27 protein-coding genes are annotated in these 22,542 nt (G+C 63.1%); 4 read left to right on the forward strand and 23 right to left on the reverse strand.

Annotated features, from left to right (window positions below):
- Positions 1-92 precede the first annotated feature (92 nt).
- Both NKJ11_RS04120 and NKJ11_RS33815 read right to left on the reverse strand, forming a co-directional pair.
- Positions 93-554, reverse strand: a complete 462-nt coding sequence (locus NKJ11_RS04120; RefSeq protein WP_352774730.1) for a YbaK/EbsC family protein — start codon at positions 552-554, stop codon at positions 93-95.
- Positions 555-738: 184 nt separating this feature from the next.
- Positions 739-1,236 carry a helix-turn-helix domain-containing protein gene (locus tag NKJ11_RS33815; RefSeq protein WP_502902004.1) on the reverse strand — a complete coding sequence of 166 codons (498 nt, stop codon included), beginning with the start codon at positions 1,234-1,236 and terminating at the stop codon, positions 739-741.
- 71 nt (positions 1,237-1,307) lie between these two features.
- On the opposite strand from NKJ11_RS33815, the gene NKJ11_RS04130 reads away from it, so the two are divergent.
- Together NKJ11_RS04130 and NKJ11_RS04135 are read left to right on the forward strand one after the other, a co-directional pair.
- A complete protein-coding gene (locus NKJ11_RS04130; RefSeq protein ID WP_352774728.1) occupies positions 1,308-1,922 on the forward strand; it encodes a hypothetical protein in 615 nt (204 codons plus the stop codon).
- 503 nt (positions 1,923-2,425) lie between these two features.
- Positions 2,426-2,638 carry a hypothetical protein gene (locus NKJ11_RS04135; protein WP_352629799.1) on the forward strand — a complete coding sequence of 71 codons (213 nt, stop codon included), beginning with the start codon at positions 2,426-2,428 and terminating at the stop codon, positions 2,636-2,638.
- A 65-nt stretch (positions 2,639-2,703) separates the two neighbouring features.
- On the opposite strand, the gene NKJ11_RS04140 is transcribed toward NKJ11_RS04135, so the two are convergent.
- From NKJ11_RS04140 to NKJ11_RS04170, 7 genes are all read right to left on the reverse strand, one after another.
- Positions 2,704-3,006: a hypothetical protein gene (locus NKJ11_RS04140; protein ID WP_352629796.1), complete on the reverse strand. Its 303-nt coding sequence runs from the start codon at positions 3,004-3,006 to the stop codon at positions 2,704-2,706.
- Positions 3,007-3,097: 91 nt separating this feature from the next.
- A complete protein-coding gene (locus NKJ11_RS04145) occupies positions 3,098-3,637 on the reverse strand; it encodes a MerR family transcriptional regulator (RefSeq protein ID WP_023810244.1) in 540 nt (179 codons plus the stop codon).
- 124 nt (positions 3,638-3,761) lie between these two features.
- Entirely contained in the window at positions 3,762-4,085 is a 324-nt protein-coding gene (locus NKJ11_RS04150) for an integration host factor subunit alpha (protein WP_013532231.1), read from the reverse strand.
- A 103-nt stretch (positions 4,086-4,188) separates the two neighbouring features.
- On the reverse strand, positions 4,189-5,160 hold the full coding sequence (locus NKJ11_RS04155; protein WP_023810242.1) for a beta-ketoacyl-ACP synthase III: 972 nt from the start codon (positions 5,158-5,160) through the stop codon (positions 4,189-4,191).
- 9 nt (positions 5,161-5,169) lie between these two features.
- Entirely contained in the window at positions 5,170-6,240 is a 1,071-nt protein-coding gene (plsX, locus tag NKJ11_RS04160) for a phosphate acyltransferase PlsX (protein WP_023810241.1), read from the reverse strand.
- A gap of 113 nt (positions 6,241-6,353) precedes the next feature.
- Positions 6,354-6,902, reverse strand: coding sequence for a YceD family protein (locus NKJ11_RS04165; protein ID WP_023810240.1), 549 nt, complete (start codon positions 6,900-6,902; stop codon positions 6,354-6,356).
- On the reverse strand, positions 6,899-7,447 hold the full coding sequence (locus NKJ11_RS04170; RefSeq protein WP_352761503.1) for a ubiquinol-cytochrome C chaperone family protein: 549 nt from the start codon (positions 7,445-7,447) through the stop codon (positions 6,899-6,901). The genes NKJ11_RS04165 and NKJ11_RS04170 overlap by 4 nt, the downstream gene beginning before the upstream one ends.
- Before the next feature lie 114 nt (positions 7,448-7,561).
- On the opposite strand from NKJ11_RS04170, the gene NKJ11_RS04175 reads away from it, so the two are divergent.
- The gene (locus NKJ11_RS04175; protein ID WP_023810238.1) at positions 7,562-8,074 is read left to right on the forward strand and encodes an outer membrane protein assembly factor BamE; all 513 of its coding nucleotides are present in this window, start codon (positions 7,562-7,564) and stop codon (positions 8,072-8,074) included.
- A 267-nt stretch (positions 8,075-8,341) separates the two neighbouring features.
- On the opposite strand, the gene NKJ11_RS04180 is transcribed toward NKJ11_RS04175, so the two are convergent.
- The 5 genes from NKJ11_RS04180 to osmF form a co-directional block, all read right to left on the reverse strand.
- Entirely contained in the window at positions 8,342-10,483 is a 2,142-nt protein-coding gene (locus NKJ11_RS04180; RefSeq protein ID WP_352792736.1) for a sodium-translocating pyrophosphatase, read from the reverse strand.
- Positions 10,484-10,722: 239 nt separating this feature from the next.
- Positions 10,723-11,472 carry an ABC transporter permease gene (locus tag NKJ11_RS04185; RefSeq protein WP_352792737.1) on the reverse strand — a complete coding sequence of 250 codons (750 nt, stop codon included), beginning with the start codon at positions 11,470-11,472 and terminating at the stop codon, positions 10,723-10,725.
- Positions 11,469-12,407, reverse strand: coding sequence for an ABC transporter ATP-binding protein (locus NKJ11_RS04190; protein ID WP_023810235.1), 939 nt, complete (start codon positions 12,405-12,407; stop codon positions 11,469-11,471). The genes NKJ11_RS04185 and NKJ11_RS04190 overlap by 4 nt, the downstream gene beginning before the upstream one ends.
- The gene (locus NKJ11_RS04195) at positions 12,404-13,567 is read right to left on the reverse strand and encodes an ABC transporter permease (RefSeq protein WP_023810234.1); all 1,164 of its coding nucleotides are present in this window, start codon (positions 13,565-13,567) and stop codon (positions 12,404-12,406) included. The genes NKJ11_RS04190 and NKJ11_RS04195 overlap by 4 nt, the downstream gene beginning before the upstream one ends.
- A gap of 302 nt (positions 13,568-13,869) precedes the next feature.
- On the reverse strand, positions 13,870-14,781 hold the full coding sequence (osmF, locus tag NKJ11_RS04200; RefSeq protein WP_352792739.1) for a glycine betaine ABC transporter substrate-binding protein OsmF: 912 nt from the start codon (positions 14,779-14,781) through the stop codon (positions 13,870-13,872).
- A 205-nt stretch (positions 14,782-14,986) separates the two neighbouring features.
- On the opposite strand from osmF, the gene NKJ11_RS04205 reads away from it, so the two are divergent.
- Positions 14,987-15,550, forward strand: a complete 564-nt coding sequence (locus NKJ11_RS04205; RefSeq protein ID WP_352792740.1) for an NADPH-dependent FMN reductase — start codon at positions 14,987-14,989, stop codon at positions 15,548-15,550.
- Between the two features lie 8 nt (positions 15,551-15,558).
- Here the strand turns inward: NKJ11_RS04205 and NKJ11_RS04210 are convergent, their stop codons facing one another.
- From NKJ11_RS04210 to glyA, 9 genes are all read right to left on the reverse strand, one after another.
- A complete protein-coding gene (locus tag NKJ11_RS04210) occupies positions 15,559-16,770 on the reverse strand; it encodes an MFS transporter (protein WP_352792741.1) in 1,212 nt (403 codons plus the stop codon).
- Positions 16,767-17,267, reverse strand: coding sequence for a transcription antitermination factor NusB (gene nusB, locus NKJ11_RS04215; protein WP_023798402.1), 501 nt, complete (start codon positions 17,265-17,267; stop codon positions 16,767-16,769). The genes NKJ11_RS04210 and nusB overlap by 4 nt, the downstream gene beginning before the upstream one ends.
- Entirely contained in the window at positions 17,264-17,758 is a 495-nt protein-coding gene (gene ribH, locus NKJ11_RS04220) for a 6,7-dimethyl-8-ribityllumazine synthase (protein ID WP_128305717.1), read from the reverse strand. The genes nusB and ribH overlap by 4 nt, the downstream gene beginning before the upstream one ends.
- A gap of 107 nt (positions 17,759-17,865) precedes the next feature.
- Entirely contained in the window at positions 17,866-18,069 is a 204-nt protein-coding gene (locus NKJ11_RS04225) for a type II toxin -antitoxin system TacA 1-like antitoxin (RefSeq protein ID WP_352792742.1), read from the reverse strand.
- Complete coding sequence (locus NKJ11_RS04230; RefSeq protein ID WP_023810229.1) at positions 18,069-18,686, reverse strand: riboflavin synthase; 618 nt, start codon at positions 18,684-18,686, stop codon at positions 18,069-18,071. The genes NKJ11_RS04225 and NKJ11_RS04230 overlap by 1 nt, the downstream gene beginning before the upstream one ends.
- Before the next feature lie 12 nt (positions 18,687-18,698).
- Positions 18,699-19,814 carry a bifunctional diaminohydroxyphosphoribosylaminopyrimidine deaminase/5-amino-6-(5-phosphoribosylamino)uracil reductase RibD gene (gene ribD, locus NKJ11_RS04235; protein ID WP_023810228.1) on the reverse strand — a complete coding sequence of 372 codons (1,116 nt, stop codon included), beginning with the start codon at positions 19,812-19,814 and terminating at the stop codon, positions 18,699-18,701.
- A gap of 2 nt (positions 19,815-19,816) precedes the next feature.
- Positions 19,817-20,296 carry a transcriptional regulator NrdR gene (gene nrdR, locus NKJ11_RS04240; RefSeq protein WP_023810227.1) on the reverse strand — a complete coding sequence of 160 codons (480 nt, stop codon included), beginning with the start codon at positions 20,294-20,296 and terminating at the stop codon, positions 19,817-19,819.
- Between the two features lie 170 nt (positions 20,297-20,466).
- The gene (locus tag NKJ11_RS04245) at positions 20,467-21,117 is read right to left on the reverse strand and encodes a hypothetical protein (RefSeq protein WP_352792743.1); all 651 of its coding nucleotides are present in this window, start codon (positions 21,115-21,117) and stop codon (positions 20,467-20,469) included.
- Between the two features lie 76 nt (positions 21,118-21,193).
- Entirely contained in the window at positions 21,194-22,507 is a 1,314-nt protein-coding gene (glyA, locus tag NKJ11_RS04250) for a serine hydroxymethyltransferase (protein ID WP_352792744.1), read from the reverse strand.
- Positions 22,508-22,542 lie beyond the last annotated feature (35 nt).

The raw sequence follows: 22,542 nt of genomic DNA on the forward strand, positions 1-22,542 counted from the left end.
ACATCGGCCACCTCGTCGAAACCATCGAGGCAGCCGAATGCAAGAACTACTTCGAAAACGCAGGCTACGCTTCCGTCAAAATATGAAACGCTCTAGCCCTGACAGACATCCACCCATTCAGCGCCGGTGAGATCGACCATGCGCTGCGGTGCAATCCGCACCGCGGCGTTGGTGGCGCCTGCCGCAGGCACCACCTCTTCAAACTCACGCAGCGACACGTCGCAATAGACCGGCAGCGGCGCCGGCAGGCCGAACGGGCAGACGCCGCCGACCGGATGGCTGGTTGCTTCGACAACCTCGGTGGCGTCGAGCATACGCGGCTTGCCGCCGAACTGGTCCTTGAACTTACGGTTGTCCAGCCTGGCGATGCCGCTGGTCACCACCAGCATGGTGCGGTCGCCGACGCGCAGGCAGATCGTCTTGGCGATCTGGGCCGGCAGCACGCCATGCGCCTCAGCCGCCAGGGCCACCGTCGCCGAGCTCGCCTGCGTGACGATGACATGGATGTCGGGCGCATGGGTGGCGAAGAAGGCACGAACGGATTCCAGGCTCATATCGAAAAACCGACGGTTCAAAAACGTTATGGACGGCGGATTACGGTCCAGCAGCCACGGCCGCAGCACGCATAAGCACGTGCGATAGACGGATCGGCAAGCCCCAGGCTGAAGCAGAGGCTGCGGCAGGTACAAAGAAACCCGCTGAGCCTTGGCGGGTTTCTTTGGAATGCGTGGTGCGGATCTAAGCCAGCGATCGACCTTGCGCCGCCGGCGTCGGCGCAGCCGGGGTGATCAGGGCCTCCTGGGGAAGGTGAAGCGCGGACACAATACGACGCAGCTTCGACGGGTCGGTCACTCTCCCGCTTTCGATATCCTCAATTTCGTCCACCGCCAGGCCGCATGTCAGGGAGAGCTCTTCCACGCTGTAACCGCGGGTCTCCCGCATCGCTCTGAGGGTGTTGTAATCTGGCCCGCTCCCGTTGGTTGCCGGTTCGGAGTGGGGTTCGCTTTTCGCATTATGGGGCATTGGCAACTCCATGACTGAAAGAGTTTGATCAAATGAGGAGTGTTGCCTGAGACGGTCGGGAAGATGCCCTCTCGCCGGCGATTTGCCAAGAGCCAAAAGGGCCGTCACGGGATCGTGAACCAGGTGCTTGGCGCGATCCTCTCGCGTACACGTCGCGATCAAGTTGTTTTGAAGGCCTGATCGGGCTTTTGCCGGCAGTTTCGCCGCGCCCATTCGTTATCTCCGGGTCGCTGGCGTGAAACCATCCGGTTCCAGCCAGCTCGTTCCCGGAAGGATTTTTTGCAATGAACTTGAAGACAGTCATGGTCGTGCTCGGCACGATTTCCAGCCTTTCCGTCGCCGGCGCGGGCGCCGCCCAAGCCGCAGACGCGCTGCGTGTGCGCGGCACGGTGGTCAGTTTTGAGCCCACGCTGCTCACCGTGAAAACCCGCCGGGGCGATACCGACGCGATCAAGCTCAAGGCCGGCTGGAAGATCTCGGGCGTCGCCAACGCCTCGGCAAAGGGCATTAAGCAGGGGGATTTCCTCGGCATTGCCTCCGTTTCGAAAGCGGATGGCGGCAGCGGCGCCCTGGAGGTGGTGGTCTTTCCGGCCGCGCTGAAAGGCACTGGCGAGGGTGACCGCCCCTGGGACCTGCAGCCAAACAGCCGGATGACCAACGGCACAGTCGCCGACGTTACCGACATAAGCGGGCGATCGGTCACGCTGACCTATGACAATGGCCAGACCAAGAAGATTTCGATCCCCGACACCACGCCCGTCGTGACCTTCGCGCCGGCGACGCCGACCGACCTCAAGCCGGGTGCGACGGTCTTTGTCACCGTTGAGCGGGGCAGTGACGGCGCGCTGAGCGCCAGCCGCGTCGTGGTCGGAAACAACGGCGTCGTGCCGCCGATGTAGTGGGACGGGCGGCCAATGGCCGCCTCTCGATCTTGCCGTGCATGGTGGCGGGAGGCTGAATTGGGCAGAAACAGTACAGAAACAAAATTCTACAATCGGGAAATACTGACGAAAAAATTTAGGCGCGTAATTCCATTCGCGGCGGCCGGGCTATCGCCCCGATCCATACGCCCGCGAAACAAAAGGAAACGATCCATGAAGAAGTCCCTCCTCTCGGCCCTCGGGCTTGCAGTTGCATTGGCTTTCACGGTGCCCGTCATCGGTGCGACGAGTGCGGATGCCGCCCCGATGGCAAAGCATCATCGTCACCACCATCGTCACCACCATCATCATCGCCACCATGTCCGCCACCACCATCATCACCGCCACCACCACCATGTGATCGGAAACAAGGCCTAAGCTCCGCAGACCGCCACCGAGAAGACCGGCCTTGGCTTCCTGTCCAAGGCCGGCTACTCCGCCCCGCGAGGCTCGATCGCGGATCGACAATTCACGCAAATCCAATGCGCGACGCCGGTGAGATCGTCGTCTATCCCGGCGCTGGCTATGGCACCACCACCAATCCGGCGTTCACCGGCGAAATCGAGCGGCCCTGGCGGCTTGACCAATCCGCATTCCTGCGCCGGCGACACAGAGGTGCTGGGCGCCTCTATGCCGACACGCTCCTCGCCAGATGCCGGAGCGACAACAGACATGGCCGATCGCAAGGAAAATGACGGATCACCTTAGGGCGAGCCGTCACTTCTTCTTGCTCGTATCTGTGGGATTTGGGTTTTAGAATTCAGCGCCGGCTGAACAGCAGACTGGCGACAAGACCGAGCACCACAAGGCCCACCGCGGCGGCAGCCGCCGGATGGTCGCGGGCCGACTTCTCGATCACCCTGCCCTGTTTGCGGATTGCAGGCATGGCATCGTGCAGGCGGCCGGCAAGATCGGAATAGGTGTCGAGCGCGGCATCGCGACCGTCCTCGTAGTAGGCGCCGCCTCGCTTCGCCACAGCCCTCTTCAAGCTGGCCAGTTCCTTGCTGAGAACCGCGACCTGCCTGTCGAGATCGATGTCCGAGAGGGTCGAAAATGATGCCATGATGTGTTTCCTTCACTTGCAGAAGGAAACGTAACGCCTCACCGGAAGACGGGTTCCGGTTTCGAACTATCGATGTCGCGTCGGGCTGCGGTCAGCGCACCTGGTCAAGCAGGCGCTTGCATTCCAGGAGGTCGAACAGCGCCTCCTGCAGCAAGGCCCTGTTGTCGCGCGAGAGTTTCGATGCATCCGGCTGCACCGGACCGTCCTCGTCGCTCTTGCCCAGGCCGAAAAAGCGGCGGCTGGGCTTCACCCGCGGCTGGCCGACCAGTTCGTCGTCCATGCCACGCGGCTGGGCCGCCGGCGTCAGCGGCACTTGGTCAGCCTGCCTTCGCTGTGAGATCGCCTCGACGGCGGCCATGTCGCCATTGCCGATGGCAACCAGGAAATGGTTGCCGTTCTCGCGCAACAGCTTCTGCACGCCCTTGATGGTGTAGCCCTGGTCGTAGAGCATGTGGCGAATGCCCTTGATCAGTTCGACATCCTGCGGCCGGTAGTAACGACGGCCGCCGCCGCGCTTCATCGGCTTGATCTGGTTGAAACGCGTTTCCCAGAAACGCAGCACATGCTGCGGCAGATCGAGATCTTCGGCGACCTCGCTGATGGTACGAAAGGCGTCGGGGCTCTTGTCCATGGGCGAATCCTCACGCTGGACGATGATCCGGCCTACCTGCCGAATCGGGGCTTATTTCAGCGGTTTATGAAGCAATATTCAAGCCCGGCGTCATGGCGGCGGCAGTTTTCAACCGCGCAATGGACTACTTGCCGCTTTTGGCCTTGCCGCTCTGATGGGAGCGCAAGATACGGCTCTTCAGCACATTCGACGACTTGAAGGTCATCACCCGACGCGGCAGGATCGGCACTTCCTCGCCGGTCTTGGGATTGCGGCCGATGCGTTCGTTCTTGGAGCGGACGTGGAATGTCGCGAAGGACGACAGCTTCACCGTTTCGCCGCGCACGATGGCTTCGCAGATTTCATCCAGCACCGCTTCGACGAGCTCGGCCGATTCAGTGCGCGACAGGCCGACCTTCCGGTAAACTGCCTCGGCAAGGTCGGCGCGCGTAAGTGTCTTTCCCCCCATGCGACCGTCCCATCAGCTCAAAACATAAAATTCGGCACAACAACGGCAGAGCCTAAGTAATTGATCCGTCAAGGTCAAGGACCGAAACTGGACCGTTCGGCACTTACCAGCGAACCAGGACAGCGCCCCAGGTGAAGCCGCCACCCATCGCTTCCAGGAGGACGAGATCGCCCTTCTTGATGCGGCCGTCGGCGACGGCCACCGACAGCGCCAACGGCACGGAAGCAGCCGAGGTGTTACCGTGCAAATCGACCGTAACCACCACCTTTTGCTCAGCTATCCCGAGCTTCTTGGCGGAAGCGTCAATAATTCGTTTATTGGCCTGGTGGGGCACGAACCAGTCGAGATCATCGGCCGAGATACCGGCTTGCGCGAACGTCGCCTCGATGACGTCGGTGATCATGCCGACCGCATGCTTGAAGACTTCGCGACCCTCCATCCGGAGATGGCCAACCGTACCCGTGGTCGACGGCCCGCCGTCGACGAAAAGCTTGTCCTTGTGCGTGCCATCGGAGCGCAGGCTGGCCGCCAGAACGCCATGGTCGGCGATCGTGCCCGCCCCCTCGCCTGCTTCCAGAATCATGGCGCCGGCGCCGTCGCCGAACAGCACACAGGTCGAGCGGTCGCTCCAGTCGAGGATGCGCGAGAATGTTTCCGAACCGATCACCAGGACACGCTTGGCCAGGCCGCCGCGGATGTAGAGATCGGCGGTGGTCACGGCATAGACGAAGCCCGAACAGACCGCCTGCAGGTCGAAGGCAAAGCCGTGATGCATGCCGAGCCGGTTCTGGATCTCGACGGCGGTGGCCGGGAATGTGTTGTTTGGCGTCGAGGTCGCCAGCACGATCAGATCGATGTCGGCGGGCGTGAGGCCCGCATTGGCAAGTGCGGCACGTGCCGCTGCTTCCCCGAGCGAAGCCGTGGTCTCGTCGTCACCAGCGATATGTCGCTGGCGAATACCGGTACGCTGGGCGATCCACTCGTCAGAGGTCTCGACCATGCCTTCGAAATCGGCATTCTTCATGATTCGGCGGGGCAGCGCGGCGCCCGTGCCGCGCACGACTGATCTGATCAAAGTTCTTTCCTATTCCTTTGCGTCGGTGACGACGTCGGATTTCCTAGCTGACAGGGCACGCGGGTTGCGCGCATGAAACAGGTCCAGATCGGCCTCGATGCGGTCGAGTAGGTTGTTGCGGACCATGTCATAGCCGAGTTCGATCGCGGCGGCGAACCCGTCAGAATCAGCACCGCCATGGCTTTTGACGACGATGCCGCTCAGCCCCAGGAAAACGCCGCCATTGGAGCGGCCGACATCCATCTTTTCGCGCAGGCGATCGAAGGCGCCCTTGGCGAAGATATAGCCGATCCTGGCCATCAGAGTCCGGCTCATCGCGGCGCGCAGATAGCCACCGATCTGGCGCACCGTGCCTTCCGCCGTCTTCAGCGCGATGTTGCCGGCAAAGCCTTCGGTGACGACGACGTCGACCACGCCCTTGCCGATATCGTCACCCTCGACGAAACCGTGATAGTTCATCGAGGCCATGTTGGCTTCGCGCAGCATGCGCCCGGCCTCCTTGACCTCTTCCTGGCCCTTGATCTCCTCGACGCCGACATTGAGCAGGCCGACGCTGGGCCGGGCTATGCCGAAGACCGAGCGCGCCATGCCGGTGCCGAGAATGGCAAAATCAATGAGCTGTTGTGCATCGGCCCCAATGGTCGCGCCGACGTCCAGCACCACGCTTTCGCCGCGCAATGTCGGCCAAAGGGCTGCGATCGCCGGGCGATCGATGGTGGCCATGGTGCGCAGGCAAAATTTCGACATCGCCATCAGCGCGCCGGTGTTGCCGGCGGAAATGCAGGCGTCGGCCGTGCCGGCCTTGACCGCTTCGACGGCCTTCCACATTGATGACTTCCAGCGGCCGTGGCGCAGCGCCTGGCTCGGCTTGTCGTCCATCCTGACCGCAATTTCGCAATGGAAGAATTCACTGATCTCGGCGAGCTTGGGAAATTTGGCAAGCTCCGGGCGCACGACCTCCTCACGCCCGAAGATGACGAAGCGGATGTCGGGACGACGGGTCGCGACCGTCATGAGCGCTGGAATGACCACGGCTGGTCCGTGATCGCCGCCCATGGCATCGATGGAAATCCTGATCACGCGGTATTTATCTCACGGTTAGGCGGCAGGTCGCTTTAGCGACCGCGAAGGTTCGGCGAAAATAACGGTTTTGGGCTGCCGCACAACCGACTTTTCCGTCGCGGGCGAGCTTTTCAGGATTTTCCCAGCAAGGATCGCAGTTTTTGCTGAAATTCATTCTCCGCCGGTTCGTTCTCGCTGCCGGTGTTGAGCGATGCGCCCTGCTTGCGCGGATAGGGGTCGATGGCGAGCCCGAAATACTGTTCGGCGATTGCCCCGACATCGATCGTGTCACCGGAAAATGTCTCTGGACTGTCAGGGCCTTCCGCGTCGAGCAGGATCTCGCCGCCACCATCGAAACCCTGCCGTCCAAGCTTGGAATCCTCGGGCAGCAGCAGCGCTTCGACCGGTTCGTCGATATGCGCCTCGACAGGCTCGAGCGTGACGATGCAGGCCTGGGTGATGTCGGCTTCGACGCGACCGCTTATCTTCACGCCATTGCGCTTCCACGACGCGACCAGAAGCTCGGCGCGATAGGATTCGACCGAAATCAGCCCGTGCTCCTCGGCCAGTGCCGCACGCTGCGCGGCATCGGCCTCGATAACCAGCGGCAGGCCCTTCTGCGGCAGGCGCGTAACGTTTGCCCGGAAGGAGACCGGGCTTTGCGGGTCAACATGCTTCATTGTTCAACCTCCTTGGCGGCGGCAAAGGTCAGCGTGCCGGAGACAATCGATTCGGATGTCTGCGCGGCCAGATGACTGCGCGCGTCGGTAACATAGTTGGCCAGCAGCGATGCTTCCAGCCAGGCGCCCGCGTCGGGCCGGACATTGCGGGCAAGAGCCGCGGTCAGCCCTTCATGGTCGTTTCTTTCCAGGGCATCGTCATAGGCAGCGGTTCGGCCATAAAACATCTTTGCCAGCTTTTTCATGCGTTTGGGCACGCCCACGTCGCCAATGCCCAATTCCCGCAACGAATGGTCGACGTCGAGGAAGAACTCGTCGATCAGCACCTGGGCGACCTCTTGCGCCGCACCGCCCTCCCCGCGCAACCTGTGCTGGAACAGGAACATGTGCAGCGACAGCATCTCGAAACGGCCAAGCGGCGTGTCTGGCACATTCCAGTGGGAATAAAACACGGTCTGCCGCGCCGCCGCCACGATTTGTGCGTAAAGCGCCTCGGTGATAGCGCGGTTGGCGTAGCGTTCGCGGCCAAAAAAGCGCTGGAACATTGGGGATGGTCTCCTGGGGACCGTTTGTTGAAGTGGGCTTGTTGCATCGGCAAGCAAGCTGGTTTACCGGTTTCGCGGCCCAGCGCAAGTTGCGGCCAGCTAATGGAGTTGTTGTTGCGCGCGCTGAATTTCAAGTCGACCTTCTCGTCCAGGCCCGCCGGCGCGATCTCGCTGCTGATGATCGTTTCGGCACTGTCCGCCTGCCACACCTCCAAGATGATCGGCGACCTCAGCCCAAGTGAGACGCTGACGCAAGGTTACGTCATAGACCAGCAGGCAATCGACCTGGTGCCGGTCGGTTCGAGCCGCGAGCAGGTGCTTCTGGCGCTCGGCACGCCGTCGACGACCGCGACCTTCGACAACGAGGCCTTCTATTACATTTCGCAGACGCGCAAGCGCTACGTCGCCTTCGACAAGCCACGGCTGATTGACCAGCATGTGCTGGCGGTCTATTTCGGCGCCGATGGCCGCGTCACCCAGATCGCCAATTACGGGATGAAGGACGGCAAGATGTTCGACTTCATCTCGCGCACCACACCGACCGGCGGCAAGGACCAGAACTTCCTCAGCCAGATCATCAACGGTGCCAGCAAGCTGGCACCCAGCATTCCGGGCGGCGGCGTCTAATTCCTTTCGGCTTTCATTCCGGAAGCCTCATCATCTCAGGCGACCAAAAACCCGCGGGAGCGATCCTGCGGGTTTTTGTTACGGGGATCGGTCACCGGTGTGGCCGTGGCCAAGGAAACGCGAGCCGAGCCTGGATGAGATGCTTGCACACCACGCACTGGAGGACCCAGGCGAAGCGAAGCGCTGAAGGGTCGACGTTGTCATCGCTTCAACAAAAAACCCGCGGGATCGCTCCCGCGGGTTCTGTTTTCGAGTGGATGCTTTTGATCAGCCGTGCGCGAGCACGGCCAGCAGCAAGAGCGCGACGATGTTGGTGATCTTGATCGCCGGGTTGACGGCCGGGCCAGCGGTGTCCTTGTAGGGATCGCCGACCGTGTCGCCGGTCACCGAAGCCTTGTGCGCCTCGGAACCCTTGAGATGCTTGACGCCGTCCTTGTCGACAAAGCCGTCTTCGAAGGACTTCTTGGCGTTGTCCCAGGCACCGCCGCCAGAGGTCATCGAGATGGCGACGAACAGGCCGTTGACGATGACGCCGAGCAGCGAGGCACCAAGGGCGGCAAAGGCGGACGCCTTCGAGCCCGAGATCAGCAGCACGCCGAAATAGACGACGAGCGGCGCCAGCACCGGCAGCAGCGACGGGATGATCATTTCCCTGATTGCCGCCTTGGTCAGCAGGTCGACCGCGCGTGCGTAGTTCGGCTTCGAGGTGCCAGCCATGATGCCCGGATCCTCGCGGAACTGCTTGCGCACTTCCTCGACGATGGCGCCCGCCGCGCGGCCGACGGCCGTCATGGCGATGCCGCCGAACAGATACGGGATCAGACCGCCGAAGATCAGGCCAGCGACGACGTATGGGTTGGAGAGATCGAAGGAGATCTCGCCCATGCCCTGGAAGTAGGGATATTTGTCGCCATTGGCGGCAAAGAACTTCAGGTCGTTAGAGTAGGCGGCAAACAGCACCAGTGCGCCGAGACCGGCCGAACCGATGGCGTAACCCTTGGTCACCGCCTTGGTGGTGTTGCCGACCGCGTCGAGCGCGTCGGTGGACTGGCGCACTTCCTTGGGCAGGCCGGCCATTTCGGCAATGCCGCCGGCATTGTCGGTGACCGGGCCGAAGGCATCGAGCGCAACGATCATACCGGCAAGACCGAGCATCGTCGTGACGGCGATCGCCGTACCGAAGAGGCCGGCAAGCTGATAGGTCGAGATGATGCCGCCGACAATGACGATCGCCGGCAGCGCCGTCGATTCCAGCGAGACCGCAAGGCCCTGGATGACGTTGGTGCCGTGACCGGTGACCGACGCCTGGGCGATAGAGTTGACCGGGCGCTTGTTGGTGCCGGTGTAGTATTCGGTAATGACCACGATGAGACCGGTCACCACGAGGCCGACCAGGCCGCATATGAACAGGTTCTTGCCGGTGATGACCATGCCGGCGACGGTGCCGATCTCGCCCCAGCCGAGGGTGACATGGGTGGAGACGCCGAGGCCGACGATGGACAGCAGGCCGGTGACGATCAGGCCCTTGTAGAGTGCGCCCATGATCGAGCCGTTGGAACCGAGCTTGACGAAGAAGGTGCCGACGATCGAGGTCAGGATGCAGGCGCCGCAGATAGCGAGCGGATAAAGCATGGCTGCACCCAGAACGGCGGTACCGCCAAAGAAGATGGCAGCCAGAACCATGGTGGCGACAACGGTCACCGCATAGGTTTCGAACAGGTCAGCGGCCATGCCGGCGCAGTCGCCGACATTGTCGCCGACATTGTCGGCGATGGTGGCCGGGTTGCGCGGATCGTCTTCGGGAATACCGGCTTCGACCTTGCCGACGAGATCGCCGCCGACGTCGGCGCCCTTGGTGAAGATGCCGCCGCCGAGACGGGCGAAGATCGAGATCAGCGATGCGCCGAAGCCGAGCGAGACCAGCGAGTCGATGACGATGCGATCATTGGGCTGGAGGCCCATGAAGTGGGTCAGGATGAGGTAGTAGATCGAAACGCCGAGCAAGGCCAGGCCAGCAACCAGCATGCCGGTGATGGCGCCCGATTTGAACGCGATGTCGAGGCCGGCAGCGAGGCTGTTCGATGCGGCCTGCGCCGTACGAACATTCGCGCGAACGGAGACATGCATGCCGATGAAGCCGGCGGCGCCTGAAAGCACTGCACCGATCAGGAAGCCGATCGCGGCGGTGATGGACAGCAGCCACCAGGCGAGCACGAGGACGACGACGCCAACGATGGCGATGGTGGTGTACTGACGCGCCAGATAGGCCTGTGCGCCCTCGCGGATAGCCGCGGAGATTTCCTGCATGCGTGCATTGCCCTGATCGGCCGCAAGGACCGAACGTGTCGCCCAGATGGCGTAAAGGATTGAAAGCAGGCCGCAGGCGATGACGGCGGAAATAATTGTCATTGCCGGATTTTCCTCGATTGATGGCCCAAAAGAACCCCTCCCTGGGCCGTTGAGACAAAGACCGGATTCCGTGCACGGAATCCGCCTCTTCGCAGCGGTGTATGCGAAACAGGGCTGCGAACGTCAAGATATTGTTCGGTTTTTGCCCGGCTTTCGCCTAAATGGTTGGGGCCAAGCGGCGGCTGCCGTTAGCACTCTCCTATTAGATCGATTGAAATTGGCCTTGACGCAAGACGCGGCTACTCGGTCTCCCGGCCCATGCGGCGCGCCGTGTAGCGCTCGATCGCCGATAGACCGTCATAGATCAGCACGGCAAGGGCTGCCACGATCAGGCCGCCCTGCAGGACGAAGGCGAGATTGTTGGACAACAGCCCGGCGATGATCACTTCGCCCAGCGTTTTGGCTGCCACGGTCGAACCGATGGTCGCGGTGGCAAGACTGATCACCACCGACAGCCTGATGCCGCCGAGAATGATCGGGGCGCTGAGCGGCAGCTCGACCTTGGTGAGCCTTTGCCAACCGGTCATGCCGGCGCCGCGCGCCGCTTCGACGACATTGGCCGGCAGCGTCGTCAGGCCGGTCAGCGCATTTTCGAAGATCGGCAACAGGCCGTAGAGAAACAGGGCGATCAGCGTCGGCTTCTCGCCGAAGCCGACGGCCGGCACCGCAAGCGCCAGCACCGCCACCGGCGGAAAGGTCTGGCCGATGTTGACCAGGCTGCGCGATAGCGGCAGGAATTCGGCGCCGGCCGGCCTGGTGACCAGGATGGCAAGCGCCACCGCGACGATGGTTGCGGCCACGGTGGCGATCAGAACCGTGCGCAAATGCAGCAATGTCAGTGTCAGCAGGCTGCCCTGATTGTAGATCACCGGCGCATGGTTTTCGGTCAGCGGCTTCAGCAGCGGCTCGAACCAGCCCGGATTGGTGACGAAGGCAACGAGCAGCACCACCAAGGCTAGCCTGAGCAGCGATGGAAGCCAGGCCTTCATGCCGGCCTCGCCGCGCGCTTCACCAGCCCGTCGATGGTCACGCGGCCAAGCGGCTTGCCGTCGGTGCCTGAGACCGGCAGCGCCGGCCGGCCCGACCACAGCAATTCGGCCAGCGCGTCGCGCTGGCTGGCATCGCCGGGGATCGCCTCGCCTTCGGCGGAGCCCTTCTCCACGGCATCGCGGACCCGGCCGAGCGACAGCAACCGGAACGGCCTCTCGCTGGCGCCAACCAGGGTCTCGACGAAGGCGCTTGCCGGCTTTGCCAGGATCTCGGCTGGCTTGGCGTATTGCACCAGCTTGCCGGCATCCATGACCGCGATCTTGTCGCCCATATGCACGGCCTCTTCCATGTCGTGGGTGACGAGGATGATGGTGGTGCCGAAGCGCTTCTGGATCGCCAGCAGATCCTCCTGCGCCTTGGTGCGGATGATCGGGTCAAGGGCGCCGAACGGTTCGTCCATCAACAGCACGTTGGGCTCGGCGGCGAGTGCGCGGGCAACGCCGACGCGCTGCTGCTGGCCGCCGGACAGTTCGTGCGGATAGCGCGGCCCGAAGGCTTCGGGATCGAGCTGATAGAGCGTCATCAGCTCGTCGACCCGGGCCTTGATACGGTCCTTGTCCCAGCCAAGCAGCACCGGCACGGTGGCAATGTTCTGTGCCACCGTGCGATGTGGAAACAGGCCGTGGCCCTGGATGGCGTAGCCGATGCTGCGGCGCAGCTCGTAACCGGGCAGCGAACGATTGTCGGCGCCGTCGAGCTTGATGATGCCCGAGGTCGGCTCGACCAGCCGGTTGATCATGCGCAGCAGCGTCGTCTTGCCGGAACCGGACGTGCCGACAATGACGGCGATGGTGCGCGGCTCGATGACCATCGACACGTCATCGACCACGGTCGTCGCGTCATAGCGCTTAGTGATGCCTTCGATCTCGATCATGCCGTTTCAACCCTGCGCTTGGTGGCGGTCATTTCGATCACCGCATCGAGGATGATGGCGGCGGCAAAGGCGAGCGCGACCGTCGGCACGGCGCCGAGCAGCACAAGGTCCATTGCCGTCTGACCCACACCCTGGAAGACGAACACGCCGAAACCGCCGCCGCCGATCAGCGCGGCAATGGTGGCGAGGCCGATGTTCTGCACCAAAACGATACGGATGCCGGTGAGGATGACAGGAAAAGCCAGCGGAAACTCGATGCCGAACAGGCGCTGCCTGTCGGTCATGCCCATGCCGCGCGCCGCGTCGTTGGCCGCGCGCGGCACGCCGGCGAGACCGACCACCGTGTTGGCCACCACCGGTAGCAGCGAGTAAAGGAACAACGCGACGAAGGCGGGAGCGGTGCCGATGCCGCGAATACCGAGCGCGGCAGCCCCCGGCACATGCGCGGCAACCCAGCCGAGCGGCGCGATCAGCAGGCCGAACAGCGCGATCGAGGGAATGGTCTGGATGATGTTGAGCACGTTGAGAACCCCGGCCCGCAGATTTTCGACGCGATGGCACAGGATGCCGAGCGGCAGGCCGACGATCACCGCGGCGGCCAGCGAACCGAGCGCCAGCGTCACATGCTTGGAGCCCTCCGCCCAGAAACTGTCGGCGCGGTTGAAATATTCCTTCAGGATCGACAGATTGTCCCAGCTTCCCGAAATCAACAGCAGCCCGATCGCCAAAGCCGCGACCACAAGCACGCCAACCCGCGCCAATGGCGACAGGTTCAGCCTTGTCAGCACGTCGGCGAGCAAAAGCGTGAAGGCAAAGATCAGAATCCAGAAACCGGAGGCTGGCGAAACTCTGGCGAAGGTGTTGCCCGCCGGCGTGAGAAATGTTCCGGCGACACCGATCAGCAGCGCGAGCGCGGCAAGCGCCATCACGCTGGCGGCAAGGCGCAGCACAAGTGGTGTCTTGAACAGCGCGATGAGTGCTGCGGCGACAATGATGGCGAGCAGCAGCGTCCCGGTCGTTGCCGGCAGCGCCTCGAGAATCGAGCGCGCCTGGCCGGGGACGATGCGGTTGGCACGGAACGTGGCAAAGGGCGCGGCAAAAGCCGCGTAGGCTGATATCGCGGCGATGACCACGCCGAGCTTGTCGAAGCGGGGAGTCATGGTTGCCCCTCATGAGGGGCGATTTGCCACATCGCGCAGCTTTCTTTGGGGATTGGCGAAAACCGACGCGATATCCGATCTCCCCCCTTGCGGGGGAGATGGCCGGCAGGCCAGAGGGGGGTGTGAAGGATCGCCAACTTTCGGGTGTCGGCTTGTTCAGAAGCAACCCTGTCGAGGCACGCACCTTTGACGGGTTGGGAGGTCGGCGGGACAGCACCCCCCTCTGTCCTGCCGGACATCTCCCCCGCAAGGGGGGAGATCAGCAGCTTCCAGAGGGGGGTGCCTTGCACCGGTGTCACTGACTACTTCAAAAACCCGTTCTTCTTCAAAAAGTCCTCGGCGACGCCCTTGACCGGCTCGCCGCCGACCTGCACGCGACCGTTCAGCTCCTGCAGCGTGACGAGGTCGAGCTTGGCGAAGACCGGCTTCAGCAGCGTCTCGATCTCGGGATGTTCCTTCAGCACCGCTTCGCGGATGATCGGCGCCGGCTGGTAGACCGGCTGCACGCCCTTGTCGTCGTCGAGCACGACCAGGCCGGACGGTGCGATGCCGCCATCGGTGCCGTAGACCATGGCTGCATTGGCGCCGTTGGTCTGGTTGGCGGCCGCTGCGATGGTTGCTGCCGTGTCGCCGCCCGAAAGGGTGATCAGTTGGTCCGGCTTCAGCGTGAAGCCATAGGTGGTCTGGAAAGCCGGAAGTGCAGCCGCCGAATTGACGAACTCGGCGGAAGCCGCCAGCACCACCTGACCGCCGCCCGCGACATATTTGCCGAAGTCGGTGAGCGTGGCAAGTTTGTTGGTCTCGGCGACTTCCTTGCGCAGCGCGATCGCCCAGGTGTTGTTTGCGGGCGACGGCGACAGCCAGACGATCTTGTTGGCGTCGTAGTCGAGCTTCTTGGCAGTTTCATAGGCCTTGGCGGCGTCTTTCCAGACCGGGTCGTCGGCCTTTTCGAAGAAGAAAGCGGCGTTGCCGGTATATTCGGGATAGATGTCGATCTCGGCGGCGGTGATCGCCTTGCGCACCACCGGCGTGCCCCCGAGCTGGATACGGTCCGATGTCTTGATGTTGTTGGCGTTGAGCACGAGCTGGATGATGTTGCCGAGCACGCCGCCCTCTGTGTCGATCTTGGAAGAGACAACCACCTGGGCATTGGCGGAAGCCACCGTGATGCCGAGCGCCAATGCCGCGCCGGCCAGAAACTTGACTGAAAACATTGTGAAACCCCTTGCTATGAACCGAAACGCGGTGACCGCATATGAGCATGGCTTCAACGGCCAGTCGGGGCACACGGTTTCATAAGAAGGGGGATCAGCGCAATATTTTTGTTCCAAAGGCCGTTTTCGAGGCGGCGCTGGCGATCTGCCGCCATCTGGCGGATAATGCAATGAGGGTGCGGGTGGCAAACACGGAGAGCGTGTCATGGCCATACACAAAGTCGGTTACCTCATCGGAAGTCTCGCCCGGGAATCCATTAACCGCAAGCTCGCGAAGGCGCTCGTGCAACTGGCTCCTCCGGAACTGGAAATGACGGAAATCGCCTTCAGGGATCTGCCTCTCTACAGCTACGATTATGATGCGGATTTCCCACCGGTCGCCCGGGATTTCAAAAAGGCGATCGCTTCCGTTCAGGCCGTTCTGTTCGTTACCCCGGAGTACAATCGCTCGATCCCTGGCGGATTAAAGAACGCGATCGATTGGGCCAGCCGCCCCTATGGAAAGAATTCATTCGCGCGCAAACCGTCCGCCGTCATCGGAACATCGCCGGGCACCGCTGTCGCTCAACAAAGCCTGCGCAGCGTTCTGAGCTTCTGCAACTCACCCCAGATGAATGCGCCGGAAGCTTATATCCAGTTCACGCCGGGACTGATAACGGCCGACGGCGAAGTGACGGTCGAATCCACTGAGGACTTCCTACGCAGCTACATGGCTGAGTTCCACATGTTCATAGCGCGGGTGCTTCAGGTGTTGCCGCCGGATGCATAGGCTTGGCGTCAAACCGGGCGCGCGCTCGTCAGCTTGAGCGCGCCGAGCGCCACGAAGCACAGGACGGTGACCGGAAAGACTATCCAGTTCAGCATCTCCCAGCCCCAGGCGTTGTAGACCATGCCCGACATCAGCGAGGCGCAGGCGACGGAGCCGAACAGGACGAAGTCGTGGAAGCCTTGCACCTTGCCCTTTTCCGACGGCCGGTAGGTGGCGGCCACCATCGCGGTCGCGCCAATGAAGCCGAAGTTCCAGCCAAGGCCTAGCAGGATCAGCGACGTCCAGAACTGCCACAGCGCCAGGCCCGACAGAGCGACAATGGCGCAGCCGATGAGCAGGATCAGGCCGGTGGCCACGATGCGTTCGGCGCCGAAGCGATGGATCAGCGAGCCGGTGAAGAAGCTTGGCGCGAACATCGCCATGACGTGCCAGGAGATGCCGAGCGTCGCGTCGTTCTCCGACAGGCCGCAACCGACCATGGCCAGCGGTGCGCCCGTCATGACGAAGCTCATCAGCGCATAGCTGCCGACCGCGCAGAAAAGCGCGGCGACGAAACGCGGCTGCGTGACGATCTCAGCCAGTGGCCTGGCGTCGCTGTCGGCGATCTCCACCTTGCCGGATGCTTTCGCCGGCAGCCGCAGGAACGACAGGGCGATGGCGCCGACGGCGGCCAGCGGCAGGATGGAGACGAACGAACCGGCAAACATGACCGGCGCAAGCAATTCGCGGGTGAAGATGACGATCTGCGGCCCGAGGATGGCGGTGACGACGCCGCCGGCCAGCACGAAGGAGATGGCGCGCGCCTTGAATTCCGGCGGTGCGTTGTCGGCAGCGGCGAAGCGGAACTGCTGGACGAAGGCGCCGCCGACACCGATCGTGAGCAAGCCAAAGGCAAACAGCCAGAAGCTGCTTTGAAAAAGCGCAAGCGTGGCGACGAGGCCGCCAAGCGCCGTGACGATCGTTCCGGTCATGAAGCCGCCGCGCTGGCCCATGCTGCGGATGATGGCCGCTGCAGGCAGCGCGCCGAGCGCCACGCCGATGTTGAAGCCGGTGACCGGCGCTGTCGCCAATGATTTGTCGGGACCGAGCAGATATTGCCCGGCCAGCGCGCCCACGGAGATGGCGATGGGGGCCGCCGAGCCGATGATCGCCTGCGAGGCGGCCAGGATCAGCGCCGTGCGTCGCGCCTCCTGACCGGCATCGAGGGCGATGGCCGTCATGATGCGTCCTTGCCGCGCCCCTCGCCACGCACCCGGCGAGACACACGGTCGAGCACGGCATTGACCAGCTTCGGCTCGTCCTCCTCGTAGAAGGCCTTGGCGATGTCGACATATTCGGAGACGATGACCGCGACGGGGACATCCTCGCGCTTCATCAACTCGTAGACGCCGGCACGCAGAATGGCACGCAGCGTCGAATCGAGCCGCGACAATGGCCAGTCCTCGGTCAGCGCCTGGCGGATGATCGGATCGATGGTCTTCTGGTTCTCGACGACACCCGCCAGAATAGCGCGAAACCATTGCGCATCGGCCTCGCGGTAGAGCGCACCGTCGACTTCCTTGCCAAGGCGAAACGCCTCGTATTCGGCGGTGATCTCGAAGACGCCGCTACCGGCCACATCCATCTGGTAGAGCGCCTGTACGGCGGCCAGACGGGCAGCACCGCGCTTGTTGGCGTGGCGCACCGCAGGCTGGCCGGGCGAAGCGGGTTCGCTCACGATCGCGCTCCCAATTGTTCTTTGAGGGCGATCATGGTCAGCGCCGCACGCGCCGCGAAACCACCCTTGTCACCCTCCGAGCGCTTGGCCCGCGTCCACGCCTGTGCGTCGTTCTCGGTGGTGAGGATGCCATTGCCTATGCAGACCGAGTCCTGCACGCTCAAATCCATGAGCGCGCGGCTGGATTCATTGGCGACAATGTCGAAATGATAGGTGTCGCCGCGGACGACGGTGCCGAGCGCGACAAAGCCGTCATAACTCGTGCCGCCTTCCGTCGCGCCGTCCAACGCGAAGGTAATCACCGCGGGGATCTCGAGCGAACCTGGAACGGTGACGACATCATAAGTCGCGCCCGCTTCATCGAGCGCGCTTGTCGCGCCATCGAGCAGCGCGTCGGCAAGATCGTCGTGAAAGCGCGCTTCGACAATGAGCAGATGCGCCTTCGCCTTCGGACGAATGAAGGCTTTGCCGTGTTGGGATGTACCAGCCATAAAAGTCTCCGGGGAGTTGCCGGTGACTTAGGCCGAAGCCGGGTTCATCGCAAGCGGAAGATTGTCCACGTTGCCGAAGGTCCGCAGAACTTATTGGTTTCCAGTGCTCACACGCCTGTATTGTGACGGTAGCCACGCACGGTATCGCGCAGACGATCGTTCACCGATCGAGGATTGATCAAGGCTTCAACGAAGACTCTGCTGTCGTTGACGGACAGATCGAGTGGCGAGTGCTCCTCGGTGTTCACATCGGCCTGCACCTCACGCATCAACTTGTCTTCCTGCGTGGAATTCACCCTGTCCTTGGTCATCAAAGCCCCTCTTTCGTCGCCTCCACCAGCCGCGCCGCATAGCGGGCCATGGTGTCGATCTCGAGGTTGACGCGGTCGCCGACCTTGCGCTCGCCCCAGGTGGTCACGGTCAGCGAATGGTGGATCAAAAGCACGTCGAAGCGCGTGCCTTCGACCTTGTTGACGGTGAGCGAGGTGCCGTCGAGCGCGACGGAGCCCTTGGGCGCGATGAACTTCGCCAGGTCGCGCGGCGCCTCCAGCGTGAAGCGCACGGCGTCGCCCTCATCCTTGCGCTCGACGATTTCGGCCATGCCGTCGACATGGCCCGAAACGATGTGGCCGCCGAGTTCGTCGCCGATCTTCAGCGCCCGCTCCAGATTGACCTTGGTGCCGGATTTCCAGCCCGAGGCCGTCGTCAGCCTCAGCGCCTCTTCCCAAGCCTCGACCTCGAACCAGCGCGCGTTCGAGCCGCTGTCGGGCAAGGCAGTGACTGTCAGGCAAACACCGCCGCAGGAGATCGAGGCGCCGATGGCGATGGTCTGCGGATCATAGGCGGTGTCGATGCGCAGCCCCACCCCTTCCCTGAGCGGCTCGACGGAAGCGACAGTGCCGACATCGGTGACAATTCCGGTAAACATTGGTGTTGATCCCTAGAGGTCTCTTATCCACTCGGCGTAGCTGTCTTCGCCGAAACGCATGTCGCGCAGTTTGCGAAATCCTGCCGGGATATGGTCGGCGTCGATCGGCGATGCAATGCCGTCGTCGCCGATCGCTTCCGGCCCCTGGAACAGCACAACGCGGTCGACCAACCCATCGGCCAGGAAGGCGCTCGCCACCTTGGCGCCGCCCTCGACCAGCACGCTGCCCATGCCGAGCGCGGCCAGATCCTCGAGCAGTTCCGGCAGAGCGATGCCGCCCTCATGTGTTTCAGTGCCGATGAAGCGCACGCCTGCGCGTTCGAGTGCTGCCCGCCGCAGCGGATCGGCCTCCAGGCAAGCGGCGACATAGAGCGGCACCCGGTCGACGCCCGAAACCAGCTTCGAGGCCTCCGGCAACCGGATCTGGCGGTCGAGCACGATGCGGGCAGGCGAACGGTTCTCCAGCCCCGGCAAACGCACCGTCAGGGCCGGATCATCCTCAAGGGCCGTCCCGATACCAACCAGTATGCCATCCGCCTCGGCCCGCATCAGATACACTTCGCGGCGCGCGATATCTCCGGTGATCGACACCTGCCCACCGCCTTCCCTGCCGATCTTACCGTCGCTGGAAAGCGCAAGCTTGAGAATCACTTCCGGGCGTTTTCTCAATGATCGGATCAAATAGCCGGCCATCTGCTCGGCGGCTTGCTCGGCCAACACCTTCTCGACCACCTCGACACCGGCGGCACGCAGGATCGCGTAACCCTTGCCGGATACGCGCGAATCGGGATCGCTGGCCGCACCGACGACGCGTGCGACACCGGCATTGACCAGCGCATTGGCGCAAGGCGGCGTGCGGCCGTGATGGGCGCAAGGCTCCAGCGTGACGTAAGCGGTGGCGCCGCGCGCGAGGTCGCCGGCCTCGGCCAAGGCCTCGGTCTCGGCATGCGGGCGGCCGCCGACAGCGGTGACGCCGGTGCCGACGATCATCGGGCCATTGCCGTCATCGCGTACGATCAGCGTGCCGACGGAGGGGTTGGTCGCGGTGCGCCCGGCATTTTTTCGCGACAGTCTGAGTGCCGCCGCCATGAAGCGGCGATCAAGGGCGGCCTGTTCGCTTGCAGTCATGCTCAGCTGGCTTCCTCTTCACCCTTGATTTCGTCGCCCTTGAGCTCGCCCAGCAGTTCGTGGAAATCCTTGGCCTCGCGAAAATTGCGGTAGACCGAGGCGAAACGCACATAGGCGACATCGTCGAGCGATTTCAGCGCTTCCATGACCAGCCGGCCGACTTCTCCCGAAGCAACCTCAGTCTCGCCGGAACTTTCGAGCTGGCGCACGATGCCGGTCACCGCGCGGTCGATGCGCTCGGGATCGACATTGCGTTTGCGCACGGCGATCTCCACCGAACGCAGCAGCTTGTCGCGGTCGAAGGGTACTTTGCGGCCCGATTTCTTGACCACGACGAGGTCGCGCAACTGCACGCGCTCGAAGGTGGTGAAGCGACCGCCGCAATCGGGGCAGACGCGCCGCCTGCGGATCGCCGCGCCATCCTCGGCGGGGCGCGAATCCTTCACCTGCGTATCTTCTGACTGGCAATAGGGACAGCGCATGGAGAAGCCTTTGGTTGGCGAATCTGGTGAAGCGAAAGGCTTAGAGGTTTTTGCAGCGATGGCAAAGTGTCGCCAACAATCGCCCTTCAGAGGCCCTCGTCGCACAGAGATAGCGAGGCGCAAGCAGGATTGCCAGCCTCGCCAGGCGGCCGCACAGCGTACCGATGTCTTCAGGGAGCGACGTCGGCGGTCGGAAATCCGCATGATGTGCCGAGACTTCGATAGGCCTTGGTAAAGCCGTCCATGGATATGCTTCCAACCGGCGCGTCGCCGAAGGAGACGTCAAGCACCGATGCCCGCCGCATGGCGCGCAGGAGCGACAGGCTGGTCTTGGCCTGGTTGTCCACGGTCCAGCTGAGCCGGCCGTTTACGGCGCCATCGGAATGGAGCTTGGCAGTGACGCGGCCCTTGTCGTCGCCGAAGGTGGCGGCAACCGACTTGCCGGCCGGCAAGGCCTTGTTGTCGACGGCGATCGTTACGGACGGGTAGGCATCCGGCGGCAGAGCATCGCCATTCGTGATGATGAGCGTCAGAACGCCGCTCTCGCCGCCAGCGCCGATAAAGGCGGTCGAGGCCGCGCAGGTCTTGCGCAGATCCTCACCGGTGTCGGCCTCGTCGACCAGGGTCGACCATCTGCCGAAGGTTTCGAGCTTGGGTGCCGCCTGGGCGGGCGCCGCGGGCTCGGGCTGAGGTGCGGGTTGCGCGGGCGCGGCTTGAGCAGGGGCGGTTTGCGCCAAGGCGATGCCGGGGAAAGGCACGGCGATCAAAGCAGCCAGAGCGCCAACGGCGCCAAGGTCGGCGAAACGAAATGGTCGCATCATCAAGGCTCCTGCCGGCCGCCCCGGCCTAGGGCAGCCACCCTTGTCGTTGCAGCAGGCCGTAAGACTTCCTATCGCGTCAGCCCAGATAGGGATAGAGCGGGAAACGATCGGTCAGCGCCACGACCTTGGCCTTGACCGCTGCTTCGACAGCGGCATTGCCCTCGTCGGAATTCGCAACCTTGAGACCGTCCAGCACTTCGGCGATCAGCTTGCCGATCTCGCGGAATTCGGCCTGGCCGAAGCCGCGCGTGGTGCCGGCCGGGGTGCCGAGACGCACGCCCGAGGTGACGAACGGCTTTTCCGGGTCGAACGGAATGCCGTTCTTGTTGCAGGTGATGTTGGCGCGGCCCAGCGCCGCCTCGGCGCGCTTGCCGGTGGCGTTCTTGGGCCTGAGGTCGACCAGCATGAGATGGTTGTCGGTGCCGCCGGAGACGATGTCGAGACCAGTCTCCTTGAGGCTGGAGGCCAACGCCTTGGCGTTGGCGGCAACGCTCTCGGCATAGACCTTGAAGCCTGGCTTCAGCGCTTCGCCGAAAGCGACAGCCTTGGCGGCGATGACATGCATCAGCGGGCCGCCCTGCAGGCCTGGGAACACCGCCGAATTCATCTTCTTGGCGATGTCCTCGTCATTGCACAGGATCATGCCGCCGCGCGGGCCGCGCAGCGATTTATGCGTCGTGGTGGTCACGACATGGGCATGCGGCAGCGGCGACGGGTGCACGCCGCCGGCGACGAGGCCGGCGATGTGCGCCATGTCGACCATCAGATAGGCGCCGACCGCGTCGGCGATCTCGCGAAACCGCTTCCAGTCCCAGACGCGCGAATAGGCGGTGCCGCCGGCCAGGATCAGCTTCGGCTTGGTCTCGTGCGCTGTCTTCTCGATGGCGTCCATGTCGAGCAGATGGTCGTCCTGGCGCACGCCATAGGAGACGACCTTGAACCATTTGCCGCTCATGTTGACCGGCGAACCATGGGTCAGATGGCCGCCGGAATTGAGGTCGAGGCCCATGAACGTGTCGCCCGGCTGCAAGAGCGCCAGGAACACCGCCTGGTTCATCTGGCTGCCGGAGTTCGGCTGGACGTTGGCGAAGTTGCAGCCGAACAGCTTCTTGGCGCGCTCGATGGCCAGTTCCTCGGCCACATCGACGAACTGGCAGCCGCCATAATAGCGCTTGCCGGGATAGCCCTCGGCATATTTGTTGGTCATGATCGAGCCCTGCGCCTCAAGCACGGCGCGGGAAACAATGTTTTCCGAGGCGATCAGCTCGATCTCGTGGCGCTGGCGGCCGAGTTCGTTGCGGATGGCGCCAAAAATCTCTGGATCGGCATCTTCCAGCGTGGTTTCGAAGAAGGATTCGAATTTGTTCGACACTGCCGCTGCTGTTGCCATGGCCTGAAATCCTCGGGGTTCGGGGGCAATTTTCG

The sequence above is a fragment of the Mesorhizobium sp. M0243 genome, from assembly GCF_040321775.1.
In the GTDB taxonomy this organism is placed as follows: domain Bacteria; phylum Pseudomonadota; class Alphaproteobacteria; order Rhizobiales; family Rhizobiaceae; genus Mesorhizobium.